At 64.3% G+C, this 13,085-nt stretch carries 15 protein-coding genes; 4 read left to right on the top strand and 11 right to left on the bottom strand.

Annotated features, from left to right (window positions below):
- The first annotated feature begins 47 nt into the window (after nt 1–47).
- Nucleotides 48–746, top strand: a complete 699-nt coding sequence (locus ACTJLC_RS02110; RefSeq protein WP_073427585.1) for a Bax inhibitor-1/YccA family protein — start codon at nt 48–50, stop codon at nt 744–746.
- 109 nt (nt 747–855) lie between these two features.
- On the opposite strand, the gene ACTJLC_RS02115 is transcribed toward ACTJLC_RS02110, so the two are convergent.
- The 10 genes from ACTJLC_RS02115 to ACTJLC_RS02160 all read right to left on the bottom strand — a co-directional run bounded on the left by ACTJLC_RS02115 (nt 856) and on the right by ACTJLC_RS02160 (nt 10,006).
- On the bottom strand, nt 856–1,629 hold the full coding sequence (locus ACTJLC_RS02115) for an MBL fold metallo-hydrolase (RefSeq protein WP_310119938.1): 774 nt from the start codon (nt 1,627–1,629) through the stop codon (nt 856–858).
- Nucleotides 1,630–1,636: 7 nt separating this feature from the next.
- Nucleotides 1,637–2,776 carry an outer membrane protein assembly factor BamC gene (gene bamC / locus ACTJLC_RS02120; protein WP_073427583.1) on the bottom strand — a complete coding sequence of 380 codons (1,140 nt, stop codon included), beginning with the start codon at nt 2,774–2,776 and terminating at the stop codon, nt 1,637–1,639.
- Between the two features lie 130 nt (nt 2,777–2,906).
- Nucleotides 2,907–3,833 (bottom strand): 4-hydroxy-tetrahydrodipicolinate synthase, encoded by a 927-nt coding sequence (dapA, locus tag ACTJLC_RS02125; RefSeq protein ID WP_073427582.1) that lies wholly within the window; start codon nt 3,831–3,833, stop codon nt 2,907–2,909.
- A gap of 43 nt (nt 3,834–3,876) precedes the next feature.
- Nucleotides 3,877–4,482 (bottom strand): class I SAM-dependent methyltransferase, encoded by a 606-nt coding sequence (locus ACTJLC_RS02130; RefSeq protein WP_310129141.1) that lies wholly within the window; start codon nt 4,480–4,482, stop codon nt 3,877–3,879.
- 16 nt (nt 4,483–4,498) lie between these two features.
- Nucleotides 4,499–5,701 carry a tryptophan--tRNA ligase gene (locus ACTJLC_RS02135; RefSeq protein ID WP_073427581.1) on the bottom strand — a complete coding sequence of 401 codons (1,203 nt, stop codon included), beginning with the start codon at nt 5,699–5,701 and terminating at the stop codon, nt 4,499–4,501.
- A 6-nt stretch (nt 5,702–5,707) separates the two neighbouring features.
- Nucleotides 5,708–6,370, bottom strand: a complete 663-nt coding sequence (locus ACTJLC_RS02140; protein WP_083083371.1) for a site-2 protease family protein — start codon at nt 6,368–6,370, stop codon at nt 5,708–5,710.
- A gap of 47 nt (nt 6,371–6,417) precedes the next feature.
- On the bottom strand, nt 6,418–7,053 hold the full coding sequence (locus ACTJLC_RS02145; RefSeq protein ID WP_073427579.1) for an L-threonylcarbamoyladenylate synthase: 636 nt from the start codon (nt 7,051–7,053) through the stop codon (nt 6,418–6,420).
- Nucleotides 7,054–7,207: 154 nt separating this feature from the next.
- Entirely contained in the window at nt 7,208–8,038 is an 831-nt protein-coding gene (locus ACTJLC_RS02150; RefSeq protein WP_310129143.1) for a 3',5'-nucleoside bisphosphate phosphatase, read from the bottom strand.
- Nucleotides 8,039–8,141: 103 nt separating this feature from the next.
- Nucleotides 8,142–9,026, bottom strand: coding sequence for an alpha/beta fold hydrolase (locus tag ACTJLC_RS02155; protein ID WP_310129145.1), 885 nt, complete (start codon nt 9,024–9,026; stop codon nt 8,142–8,144).
- Between the two features lie 86 nt (nt 9,027–9,112).
- Entirely contained in the window at nt 9,113–10,006 is an 894-nt protein-coding gene (locus ACTJLC_RS02160; protein WP_310129147.1) for a ferritin-like domain-containing protein, read from the bottom strand.
- A gap of 342 nt (nt 10,007–10,348) precedes the next feature.
- On the opposite strand from ACTJLC_RS02160, the gene ACTJLC_RS02165 reads away from it, so the two are divergent.
- The 3 genes from ACTJLC_RS02165 to ACTJLC_RS02175 all read left to right on the top strand — a co-directional run bounded on the left by ACTJLC_RS02165 (nt 10,349) and on the right by ACTJLC_RS02175 (nt 12,456).
- A complete protein-coding gene (locus ACTJLC_RS02165; protein WP_083083368.1) occupies nt 10,349–10,873 on the top strand; it encodes a gamma carbonic anhydrase family protein in 525 nt (174 codons plus the stop codon).
- Nucleotides 10,874–10,936: 63 nt separating this feature from the next.
- Complete coding sequence (gene hslO, locus ACTJLC_RS02170) at nt 10,937–11,887, top strand: Hsp33 family molecular chaperone HslO (protein ID WP_310129149.1); 951 nt, start codon at nt 10,937–10,939, stop codon at nt 11,885–11,887.
- A gap of 188 nt (nt 11,888–12,075) precedes the next feature.
- Nucleotides 12,076–12,456 carry a hypothetical protein gene (locus tag ACTJLC_RS02175; protein WP_310129151.1) on the top strand — a complete coding sequence of 127 codons (381 nt, stop codon included), beginning with the start codon at nt 12,076–12,078 and terminating at the stop codon, nt 12,454–12,456.
- 114 nt (nt 12,457–12,570) lie between these two features.
- Here ACTJLC_RS02175 and ftsB read toward each other — a convergent pair whose 3' ends face one another.
- Nucleotides 12,571–13,002: a cell division protein FtsB gene (gene ftsB / locus ACTJLC_RS02180; protein ID WP_073427572.1), complete on the bottom strand. Its 432-nt coding sequence runs from the start codon at nt 13,000–13,002 to the stop codon at nt 12,571–12,573.
- Nucleotides 13,003–13,085 lie beyond the last annotated feature (83 nt).

Genomic DNA, 13,085 nt, shown 5'->3' on the forward strand with positions numbered 1-13,085 from the left:
CCGCTGTACAACCACTACGCAACACGCTTCTGACGTAAGGAGAGACCATGAACGAACATCCGTATAGCTTTGGCCGCACTGGCGCGGTCAGCACAGTCGAAACGCGTAACCGCGTGCTACGGAACACCTACTGGCTGCTGGCGCTGTCCATGATTCCGACAGTGCTGGGCGCGTGGGTTGGCCTCGCTACCGGTTTCTCGCTGTTCGCCGCCACCAGCCCCGCCATGAGCATGCTGGCGTTCTTCGCGATCGCCTTCGGCTTCATGTTCGCCATCGAGAAGACCAAAGACAGCGCTGTCGGCGTCTTTGTGCTGCTCGGCTTCACGTTCTTCATGGGCCTGATGCTGTCGCGCATCCTCGGCTTCGTGCTCGGTTTCTCGAATGGGCCGTCGCTGATCATGCTCGCCTTTGGTGGCACTGGTGTGATCTTTGCCTCGATGGCAACGATCGCCACAGTCAGCAAGCGCGACTTCTCTGGTCTCGGCAAGTGGCTCTTCATGGGCGTGATCGTGCTGCTGCTCGCTTCGGTCGCGAACGTGTTCCTGCATCTGCCGGCCTTGATGCTGACGGTTTCGGTCATGGCCATCGTGATCTTCTCGGCCTACATGCTGTTCGACGTGCAGCGCGTCGTGAACGGTGGTGAAACGAACTACATCACCGCTGCGCTCGCGATCTACCTGGATCTTTACAACGTGTTCGTCAACCTGCTGGCGCTGCTTGGTATTTTCGGCGGCAACCGCAACTAAAGATGATTCGAGGCGCGGCGCCCAAAACGCCCGCCTTGGAAAAAAGCCCATAACGAGCGATCGTTATGGGCTTTTTCAATGCAGCGTCCGCACGCGGCTCAGATGCGCGTCACAAACTCAGCCACGCAAAGCCTTCGTCCTGCGAAGCCACCACCACTTCGACGGGCTCCGAGCCCAGCACACCCGCCATCGCGGCTCGTGCCAGTTCCGGTAAGTTGTTTTGCTGGCTCAGATGCGCGGCTACCAGGTGACGCAAGCGCGACCGGTCGAGCGACGCCAGAATCTCCGCCGCCGCGTCGTTGTTCAAATGCCCGTGATTGCCGCCGATTCGCGCCTTCAGCGATTGCGGATAGCGGCTGCCCGCCAGCATTCGCAGATCGTGATTACACTCGAGCACGAGCGCGTCGCAGCCGCTCAGCACCGAACTGATATGCGGCGTCGAAGTGCCGACATCCGTCAGCACGCCGAGCCGGCTGGCGCCGTTCGAGAACACATACTGCAGCGGCTCCCGGGCGTCGTGCGGAACGGTGTAAGGGAGGATCCCGAGGTCGCCGATTGCCACCGCCTCGTCGCCCCACAGCACCTGCAGGTCGACATCGGCTTCGTCCGCGCCCACTGCGCGGGCGGTGCCCCAGCTCATGTACAGCGGAATCGACCACTTGCGCGCCAGTGTCAGCGCGCTGCCGATGTGGTCGCTGTGTTCGTGCGTGATGAGAATGGCGTCGAGGGCCTCAGCGCTCGCGCCGAGCCGCGCCAAACGCCGCTCGACTTCCTTGGCCGAGAAGCCGCAGTCGAGCAACACGCGCGTGGTGGTTGCGCCGCTGCGCGCTTCGACCAGCAACGCATTCCCTTCACTGCCGCTGCCAAGACTCGCGAACCTCACGGCCCGCTTAATTCAGTTGCGCGTGCAGCAGCGTCACGATGCGTTGCGCGTCGGACGAGTTGTCCACTTGTCCGTTCGCGTCCAGCACCGCGACCTGCGTCACGCTGTCGCCCTTGGAGCGCACGTTGACGAGGAATTCCTGACCCGGCTTCTTCGACGAACTGCCGCTGTAGAACAGCTTGCCGAACAGCCCCTCCTTCTTCAGTTCCTGCATCGAATCCGCGTAACGCACGTAGTAGATCCCCTTTGCGCGGTCGCGGTTGTCGACGGTGAAGTTGGTGCGGTCGAGTGCAAGGCCCACGCGCAGCCATGCACGGTCGAACGATTCCTGCAGATCGAGCGTCGACGCGCCCGCGGTCTTGTCGATTTTGGCCGGCGCGGTAGCCGGACGCGCATCGGTCAGCAGTTGCTTCGATTGCGCTTCGGTCAGGCCGAATTTCTGCATCAGCTTGGTGAGGAACAGCGCCTCCAGCGCGGGATCGCGCGGACGCTCTTCCCAGCGCGACGACGTCTTGTCCTGGCCCGTCAGCATTTCTTCCATCGCGCTATGCGTGATCGAGATGTCCGTGGTGTCGGACGCACCGCGCGACACGAGCGTGCGGAAGCTGTCGCGGGTGCCCGACGAATACGCGAAGTCGATGACCTTGCCCACCGTGCGGCGGAACCAGTCGTCCGGAATATTGGCGCGATTTTCAGCCCAGTCGGTCACCAGGATGCCGGTGGCCGGCGCGTCGGTTTTCAGCGCGAAGCCGTTTTCCTGCCAGAACTCCTGCAACTGCGACCACAGTTGTTCCGGCGAGCGGCCGTCGACCACCAGCCAGCGGCGGTCGCCGTCGCGCTCGATGTGCATGCCGAACGGGTCTTGCGCGGTGGGTTGCCCTTCGGTGGCGTTGCCCGCCGCGGTGATCGCGCGTTTCGTGGCACCGCCCAGTGCCAGATTGGCGGGCGGCGCGACATAGCGCTGATCGGTCGGCGTGGTGGTGAGGTCGCCCGGAACGGCGAGCGGCGGCGCGCTGCCCGCGCCCTTGTAGTTGACGCGGTCGGAAGCGAACCAGTCGTTCAGCGTGTCACAGCCGGCGAGCGTCGTGAGGGCAAGCGCCAGCGCCGCCATGCGGGTTGCGTGGAGGGAAAGTGCGGAACGTTTCATGAGGTCCTTCGTGATGCTGGAACGCGGTGCCTGGTTCTGTGTGCCGGGAACGTGGGCTGGATCGACGTCGGTTAAGGGGATGCCGGTGGCAGGCTTTCGTTAGCGCTGATGGGTGCCGCAGTGGGTCCGCTTAGCCCAGCAGGCCCGCTTCGCGCAGCGCGCCGCGCACCGCTTCGTGGTATTGCGCGTCGAGCGGCGTGAGCGGCAGGCGGATTCCGCCCTGCACACGACCCAGTTGCTGCAGCGCCCATTTCGCGGGAATCGGATTCGATTCGATGAACAGGTTCTTATGCAGCGACAGGAGTTTGAGATGAATCTCTCGGGCGGTCCTGGCGTCCGCGGCAAGCGCGGCCTTGCACAGTTCGCTCATCGCGCGCGGCGCGACGTTCGCGGTGACCGAAATATTGCCGTGGCCGCCGAGCAGCATCAACGCGATCGCGGTGGGATCGTCGCCGCTGTAGATGCCGAAGTGCGCGGGCGCCGACTTGATCAGATGCGCGGCGCGATCGATGTTGCCGGTCGCTTCCTTCACGCCGATGATGCCCGGCACCTGCGCGCAACGCAGGATGGTTTCGTTGCTCATATCCGCAACGGTGCGGCCGGGCACGTTGTACAGGATCACCGGCAGATCGACGGTTTCCGCGATCTTCGTGAAGTGGCGATAGATGCCTTCCTGGGTCGGCTTGTTGTAGTACGGCACGACTTGCAGCGTGGCGTCCGCACCCACTTCCCTCGCCTGCTGCGTGAGTTCGATCGCCTCGGTGGTGGAGTTGCCGCCCGAGCCCGCGATCACCGGAATCCGGCCCGCCGTGTGCTCGACCGCCGTCTTGACCATCAGCACGTGTTCCTCGACCGATAGCGTGGCCGATTCGCCGCTCGTGCCGACCACGACCAGCGCATTCGTGCCCTCCGCGATATGCCAGTCGATCAGTTTGCGAAACGCCGGCAGATCGAGGCTGCCGTCTTCAAGCATGGGGGTGATGATGGCGGGAATGCTGCCGCGAATCCGGACCCCGTCGTTGCTGCCTGTATTGCCGCTCTGGTTGCCGTTAGTCATGAAACGCCATGAATTTGATCAGGTAAACCGCGATTGTAGCGGATTAGCCAGCCAACTCGTAACAAGGCGGGGGTGCCGCCTGCGCGGTGTCGACTGAGCGCTCCGCTTCGAGAATTGCGCAAATCCGCTGGACGTAAGCCGGGCGCGGCTGCGCGAGAAAACCATCTTGAAACGCGACCACCCGCAGGCGGCCCCGGACCACATCGAGCAGTTCGCCGGGCGCGAGCAGGAACGCGGGATTAGAGGGCTTGCCGATGCTTTCGTTTCCTTGCGCGAAGGTCTCGTAAACCAGTACGCCGCCGGGCGCGAGCAAGTTCAGAAGCTGCGGAAAAAGCGGCCGATGCAGGTAGTTCGTCACGACGACAGCGGCGAACTTCGCGTCGTCCGACAAAGGCCATGCGGCAGCCTCGAGGTCGGCGGCGAACGTCGTGATGAGCGGCTCGTCGCGCATCGTGTCGAGCGCCACTGCGTCGCGGTCGATCGCCGTCACCGGATGACCCCGCGACGCAAAAAAGCGCGCATGCCGCCCGGCTCCCGATGCCACGTCCAGCACGGCGCCGCCCGCCGCGATCAGGTGCGCCCAATGGCGCACCCACTGTGACGGCTCGCCGTTTCCGTGCGATGGCGGCGAGACGGCCGGCGTATTCATCGCTTGCACCCGCCGCTCAGTTGTATGACAGACCCATCGCTTCCCGCACGTCGCGCATCGTTTCGGTGGCGAACTTGCGGGCCTTGTCGCAGCCGTCGGCGACGATCGCGCGCAACAGCGACGGATCGTCCATGTACTTCTGCGCGCGTTCGAGCATGGGCTGCTGTTCGCGCAGGATGCCTTCGATCACCGGCTGCTTGCACTCGAGACAACCGATGCCGGCCGTCCGGCAGCCCTTCTGCACCCACTCGTGCGTGGCTTCGTCCGTGTAGACCTGGTGCAGTTGCCACACCGGGCATTTGTCCGGATCGCCCGGATCGGTGCGGCGCACGCGCGCCGGGTCGGTCGGCATGGTGCGGACTTTTTTCGTGATCGTTTCCGCGTCTTCGCGCAGGCCGATCGTATTGCCGTATGACTTCGACATTTTCTGGCCGTCGAGACCCGGCATGCGCGACGCCTCCGTGAGCATGGCCTGCGGCTCGACGAGGATGATCTTGCGCGACCCTTCGAGGTAGCCGAACAGCCGCTCGCGGTCGTTCATCGACAGGCTCTGCGACTCCTGCAACATTGCGCGCGCCTGTTCGAGCGCTTCGTCGTCGCCTTCCTGCTGGTAGGCATTGCGCAACTCGTGATACAGTTTCGCGCGCTTGCCGCCGAGCTTCTTCGCCGCTTCGCTGGCCTTTTCCTCGAAGCCCGGCTCACGGCCGTACAGGTAGTTGAAACGGCGCGCGATTTCACGCGTCATTTCGACATGCGGCACCTGATCTTCACCGACCGGCACGAGCGAGCCGCGGTACAGCAGAATGTCCGCCGCCATCAGCACCGGATAGCCGAGGAAGCCGTACGTGGACAGGTCCTTGTCCTTCAGCTTCTCCATCTGTTCCTTGTAGGTCGGCACGCGTTCGAGCCAGCCGAGCGGCGTGCTCATGCCGAGCAGCAGCGCCAGTTCCGCGTGCTCGGGCACCTTGCTCTGGATGAACAGCGTGGCCTGCGCCGGATCGATGCCGGAGGCGAGCCAGTCGATCAGCACGTCCCAGACGTTTTTTTCGATCACTTCGGGCGTTTCGTAGTGCGTCGTCAGCGCGTGCCAGTCGACCACGCAGAAGAAACACGGGTATTCGGACTGCAGCCGCACCCAGTTTTTCAGCACGCCGTGATAGTGGCCGAGGTGCAGTGACCCGGTGGGCCGCATGCCGGAGAAGATACGGTCTGGGAACATGGTTATTTAAAAAAGCGAAACGAGTGGAGTCAGAATTGCGGTAATCGCAGCGTAGCCGATCGTGACGAGCGGGCTCAACCAGTAACGCGTCAGCGTGCCCGTCATCACCAGCGCCATTACGATGAAAAAACCGTAAGGCTCGAGGCGCGACAGCGCGATCGATTGCCGCGGCGGCAACAGCGCCATCAGCACGCGGCCGCCGTCGAGCGGCGGCAGCGGAAACAGGTTGAGCACGCCGAGCACGAGGTTCACGCCGACGCCCGCGCCCGCCATGCGCGTGAGAAACGGCTCCTCGACGCTCAGCACCGCGAGCGCGACGCCGAACAGGCCCCAGATCAGCGCCTGCACGAAATTGCACCCTGGACCCGCCGCCGCCACCCACAGGCTGCCCCAGCGCGGATTGCGCAAGTTGCCGAAGGCGACCGGCACGGGCTTCGCGTAACCGAACATGAAGGCGCCACTGGTGGCGAAGTACAACAGCAGGGGAATCGCGATCGTGCCGAGCGGGTCGATGTGCCGCATCGGATTGATGGAGACGCGGCCGAGCACGTACGCGGTATTGTCGCCGAGCCAGCGCGCGACGTAACCATGGGCGGCTTCGTGCAGCGTGATCGCGAAAATCACCGGCAGCGCGTACACCGCAATGGTCTGTATCAGGGAAGAATCCATATCTCGCTATTGTAACAACGCGGTTGCGTGCGTCTGTCCGCTTTCGTTCATGCCGTTTCTTCGAGACCGAATGGCGCGAGAGAACCGCGCCCGGCTCGCACCAGCACCGGTTCGGCGCCGCTCAGATCGATCACCGTGGACGGTTCGCACACGCACGGGCCGCCGTCGATTACCAGATCCAGTTGTTTTTCCAGCCGCGCGCGAATGTCCTCCGGGTCGTTCAGCGGCTGCGTTTCGCCCGGCATGATCAGCGTGGAGCCGAGCAGCGGCTGACCGAGCTCCTCGAGAATCGCCAGCGTGATCGCGTGCTCGGGCACCCGCAGGCCGATGGTCTTGCGCGACGGATGCGACAAGCGCCGCGGCACTTCCTTGGTGGCCTGCAAGACGAAAACGTAGGGACCCGGCGTCACCGATTTGATCAGCCGGTACTGCCGGTTGTCGACCATCGCGAAATTCGCCAGCTCCGAGAGGTCGCGCACCAGCAGCGACAGCAACTGCTTTTCGTCGAGCCCGCGAATGCGCCGCAGGCGCTCGACCGCGTTCTTGTCGTCGAGATGGCAGGCGAGCGCGTAGCTCGAATCCGTCGGCAACGCGACCACGCCGCCATCGTTGATGATCTGCACGGCCTGCTTGACGAGCCGCGGCTGCGGGTTGTCAGGATGAAGCCGAAAGTATTGGGACATGATGACTAACCATGGCTACGGATGACTGCGAACGGAAACCGGATGCGAAGCAGACAGAGAAGCGGACAGAGAAGCGGACGAACAAGCGGACGAAAGCACGCGCCAGGGGCGGCCGGCTTTCGCGCGTATCGTGCCGCCGCGGCACGGCGCGCGATCACAGCCAGCGTTCCCAGACGGGCTTGAGATCGGAAGGCAGCGGCGGCAGCGTGCCGAGGTCGACGCGGCCTTCGCCGGGTGCGTGGAAATCGGAGCCGCGCGACGCCTCGAAGCCGAAACGGCGCGCGACATCCGCATATTCGCGGTATTGATCGGGCGTATGACTGCCCGTCACCACCTCGATCGCCTTGCCGCCCAGATCGATGAATTCGGCGAAAAACGCGTCGAATTCGACCGGCGAATAATCGTAGCGGCCCGGGTGCGCAATGACCGCCTCGCCGCCCGCGGCCCGAATCCAGCCGACCGCGTCGGCCAGTTTGGCCCAGCGATGCGGCACATAGCCGGGCTTGCCGTCGCCGAGAATACGGGTGAACACGTCTTGCGTGGAACTGGCGTAGCCGCTTTCGACCATGAAGCGCGCGAAATGCGTGCGCGAAATCATGTCCGGATTCGACACGTACTTGAGCGCGCCCTGGTAGGCGTCGGGAATGCCGAGCGTGGCCAACTGTTCGCCGATCGCCTCGGCACGCGCGGCGCGGCCGTTGCGGGTGCGCGCGAGACCGTCGATCAGAACCGAACTGGTGGGGTCGATGCCGAGCCCGACGATATGCACCGTGCGCGAGGCCCACGTAACCGAAATTTCCACACCGCTCAGATAGCCCATGCCGAGCGCTTCCGCCGCGCTGCGCGCCTCTTGCTGGCCGCCCAGTTCGTCGTGGTCGGTCAAGGCCCACAGCGTCACACCGCCCGCGTGCGCGCGGCGCGCGACGTCGGCCGGCGCGAACTGGCCGTCGGAGACAGTGGAGTGGCAGTGGAGGTCGGCGTTCATCAGTGTCTTGAAAAAGTTCAGCGCTCATTTTACTGCAACGCAGTAAGTGAACGCGGAGCTATCTCGCGCCGCCGGGCCTCATCCCCCGGATTTTTGGAGGCGTCTACGCGCAAAACCCTTCGATCAGCGCAGCCACCTGCTCCGGCTGGTCGTGATGCACCATGTGCCCCGCTTCGTCGATGATCTTCTCGCGCCAGTCCGGGAAAGCCTGAAAGCGCGCCTTGAACTCGTCGAGCGGAATGTCGCCGGCGATCTGCGCGAGCGTCGGCGAATTGGCGGCTTCAACGTGCAGCACTTTGGCGCTGACCTTGCGCCAGACGGCCATGACTTCGTCGAGGCGGTACAGCGTCGGACCGCGCAGCTTGTGCGCCGGATCGGCGAGCAGCACGAAGCGCCCTTCGGCGTCCGGCTTCGACCAGTGCTGCGCGAGAAACCGCGCGCGCCGCGGATCGAGCCGCGGGTTGGTCTTGATCAGCCGCCCTGCGACCTCGTCGAGCGACGCGTAGCGCTTCAAATGCGGCGGATCGCGCAACTCGTCGAGCCAGTGACGCAGCCGGCCCGGCGCTTGCGCCGGGTGCGACGGTGCGAGACCGAAGCCTTCGAGGTCGACCACGCGCCGCACCCGCTCCGGCCGCACGCCCGCATAGATGCACGCGATGTTCGCGCCCATGCTGTGGCCGACCAGATTCACTTCGCCGGTTGGCGCATAGTGGTCGAGCAATGCGTCCAGATCGGCGAGATAGTCAGGAATCCAGTAGTTGCCGCCGCCATGCTCCGCCACCGGCCAGTCGGACAGGCCGAAGCCGCGCATGTCCGGCGCGATCACCTGCCAGTCGCCGCCGAGCGCATCGACGACGAACTGGAAGGACGCCGCCACGTCCATCCAGCCGTGCAGCATGAACAGCATGGGCGCACGCGGACTGCCCCAGCGTCGCACATGCAGACGGATGCCGCGCACGGCGATGAATTCGGATTGGGAGAGAGTCATGAACGGCGCACCCGGAAAAGAATGGTCGTTCGATTATAGTGAGATAGCCGGCGCGGCGTCGGCCGATTGGGGAACGGGTCGCTCCGTCAGTCGTCCTCTGCGGGCGCAACAGGCGCGGGAGCGTCGAGGCCCGCCAGCGCGGCCAGTTCCGCTTCATCGAAACCCGCGTCGCGGCGCGCCTCGAAATTGAACGGGCCGCGTAGTTTCGGTGCGTGATACTGGTCGGCGAGACGCGTGTAAGTCTCGTGCGGATCGAGGCCACCCTCGTCGCACAAGTAACGGAACCAGCGATTGCCGATCAGTACGTGGCCGATTTCGTCGCGTAGGATCACGTCGAGAATCGCCGCGGACGCCTGATCGCCCGCTTGTTGCAGCCGCGCGCGGATCGGCGGCGAGGCGTCGAGGCCGCGCGCTTCCAGCGTGCGCGGCACCAGCGCCATGCGCGCCAGCACGTCGCCACGCGTGCGCTCGCACATGTTCCACAGGCCATCGTGCGCGGGGAAATCGCCGTAGACGTGGTCGTATTCCGCGAGGCGCGCGACGAGCAGCGAGAAGTGATACGCCTCCTCTGCGGCAACCTTGAGCCAGTCCGCGTAGAAGTCGGCGGGCATGCCCGTGAAGCGCCACACGGCGTCGAGCGCGAGGTTGATCGCGTTGAATTCGATGTGCGCGAGCGCGTGCAGCAGAACGGCGCGCCCTTGCGGCGATTGCATGCTGCGTCGCCCCAACTTGCGCGGCTCGACCAGTTCGGGCCGCTCCGGACGGCCCGGCAGGCCGGCCGGCTCTTCGAGTTCGAGGTCCGGTGAGCATGCGAGGCTGCCGTCGAGCACGGCGGCGTACAGCGCACGGGTGGCGGCCGTCTTTGCGACTGGATCGGTTTCGCGCAATGCGGCGAGCGCCGCCGTGCGTGCGCATCGAGCCCGGTTCGCGGCGTTGGAGGCGAGCGGCATGGAGGAAGCGGACGGAGCGGCGCGAATCATGGCAAGCGGATCGGCAAAGGGAACGGCAGTTGGACTGCGGTGGAGAGGATGACAGCGGGACCCGGAAAGGAGAAGAAAAGCCAAATCCGGGATCCAAGGCGAGGTCCAAAACGCTGGTTCACGGACACAACCGGCGACACGCGTAACAATGGCGCACACCAGGAAGACACGGCCTGTGACCCTCGCACTTCCCTGCCCGCCTCGCCAGGCACCCGAATCACACAACCGTTTACAATACTCGATTCGACCATCCGACGCGCTCGTTGCGTTGGCGACACGCGCCGATTCAGGCAGTTTTCAGCCCGCCGCACCGCGCATGGCGATCGATCAAGAGGAGACACTGTGACGATTTACAAGCTTGGCGAAGCCGCCCCGACCATCCACGAAAGCGTGTTCGTCGCGGATTCGGCGAACATCATCGGCAACGTGACGCTCGGGGAAAATTCGAGCGTGTGGTTCGGCGCGACGATTCGCGGCGACAACGAGCCGATCACCATCGGCGCGGGCAGCAACGTGCAGGAAAACGCGGTGCTGCACACCGACCCCGGCTTTCCGCTGAAGATCGAGGCGAATGTGACGGTCGGCCACCAGGTCATGCTGCATGGCTGCACGATCAAGGAAGGCTCGCTGATCGGAATTCAGGCGGTGGTCTTGAATGGCGCGGTGATCGGCCGCAACTGTCTGGTCGGAGCGGGCGCCATCGTCACGGAAGGCAAGGTGTTTCCCGACAATTCGCTGATTCTCGGCGCGCCCGCCAAAGTGGTGCGCGAGCTGAGCGAGACGGATATCGCCAATATGCAGCGCGGCACGGCAAGTTATGCCGAACGCCGCGAGTATTTCAAGGCGCAGCTCGTGCGTATCGGCTAAACCGCCGGAGCGCGGGCGCGCACGGCGCGGCATCAGGCCGCGTCATTCGACCGAGGAAAAGTTGTGAGCGACCAGTTGCAAAAATTCATGTTCAGCGCGGCGCCGGTGCGCGGCGAGATCGTTTCGCTGCGCAATACGTGGCAGGAGGTGCTGACGCGGCGTGAGTACCCGGCGCCCGTGCGGACGATTCTCGGCGAGATGATGGCCGCGTGCGCGCTGCTGTCGGCGAATCTGAAGTTCGACGGCACGCTCATCATGCAGATTTTCGGCGACGGCCCGGCCAGAATGCTGGTGGTGCAGTGCAGTTCCGATCTGTCGATGCGCGCCACCGCGAAGCTGTCCGGCGAAGCGGGCAATGCGATCGGCGACGCCACGTCGCTGATCGAACTGGTCAACGCGGGCGGCCACGGCCGCTGCGTGATTACGTTGGACCCGCGCGACAAGCAGCCGGGCCAGCAGCCGTATCAAAGCATCGTGCCGCTGTCGGGCGTGGACGGACCGCTCAAGTCGATGGCCGAAGTGCTCGAACATTACATGCATCACTCGGAACAACTCGACACGCGCCTGTGGCTCGCCGCGAACACCGAGCGCGCAGTCGGCATGCTGCTGCAAAAGCTGCCGGGCGACGGCGGCATCGTTCCGCATCCGGGCGAACTGGACGCCGATACGTGGGAACGCGTCTGCACGCTGGGCGGCACGCTGTCGCAAGACGAGTTGCTGAAGGAAGAGCCGGAAACGGTGTTCCGCCGCCTCTTCTGGCAGGAAAACGTCCAGCATTTCGAGCCGGCCACGGCGCGCTTCGAGTGCTCCTGTTCGCGTGAAAAAGTCGGCGCGATGCTGAAGATGCTGGGCCGCGAGGAAGTGGATGGCGTGATCGAAGAGCGCGGTCATGTGGAGATCCATTGCGAATTCTGCAACCAGCGCTACGAATTCGACCCGGTCGACGTGGCGCAACTTTTCGTCGCGAATGCCCTCTCACAAGGGGTGACGCCGGCCACCGAACAACGGCATTGAACGCCCGCCGGCGCGGGCGTGATGCCCGCCCTACGGCCACGCGTGTCACTTATCCACGGCAGCAAACTACCGCGCCGTCCGCTGTCTTTTCAAGGCTCGGACGGCGCGGTATCTTTGATCATTGCGTCGTGTCATTGGCGGCCACGCCCGCATGTTTTGCTTAGGCATCCGACCGGCGGAGATCGAACATGAACCACCTTACTTCGTTGATACGTTCGGCGCGCACCTGTGCCGTATTGGCCGTCATTGGCGGCAGCGTTGCGCTAGCCGGCTGTGTGATGGACCCACCAGGCCCCTCGCCGATTTATAGCCGCTTGCCCGCCAACCAGTCAGGCATGGGCAACAACGCCCAGCCGCTTACGCAGGAAGAGCGTCAACGCTATGACGCCATCGATCAACAGGTGATGGCCGAACAGAACCAGGCCATTGCCGCGGAAAACGCCGCGCAGGCGTGGTCGCGTTATTACTCGCCGCCCGTCAGCGTGTACGGCAGCTATTACGGCGGTGGTTGGGGGCACGGCTGGGGAACGGGTGTCGGCGTCGGCTACGGGCCGTACTGGGGCTGGTAAGACGAGTCCAATGCAACGAGGCAATGCGAAGAGTCAATGCGCGGTGCGTCGCGGGCGGGTTCAAGTAACGACGGCTCGATACGGCGACTGAGCGCGACAACCCGGTGCCACGGCTCAGTGCGGGGCCGTCTTCTCTTTCGCGGTCTTGCTCCCGCGCTTTCTATCCGGCCTGGCGCGAGATTCCGGATTCGGCACCATATGCAGCGGTGCGCTCGACATCTCACCACGTGTGGAAGTCGTCACTGAAGGCGTGTTCGCGGTCGGCAACGGCGCATTCGGCGAGACGAACTGCACGAACACCTCGCTGTCCTTGACCATGCCCATTTCGTAGCGCGCCCGCTCTTCCACCGCGGCCGTGCCGTTCTGCAAATCTTGCACTTCGCCTTGAATACGCTCGTTGCGCAGCTTCGCATCGACGTTCTTCTGCTGTTGCTGCGCCAGTTGCTGCTGCAACTCGTGCACGCGCAACCAGCCACCATGCCCCCACCAGAGCGGGTACTGGATCAGTACCAGTAGAACGATCAGGACAGCAGTGACAAGCCGCATGAAGTAAGCACAATAAATACGCGCCGCCCTGCGCTATACGCAGGGCGGCGAGGTCAATCAGAAACGAAGGATAACCGGCTCAT

The sequence above is a fragment of the Paraburkholderia sp. 22099 genome (assembly GCF_052045835.1).
Lineage (GTDB): Bacteria > Pseudomonadota > Gammaproteobacteria > Burkholderiales > Burkholderiaceae > Paraburkholderia > Paraburkholderia terricola.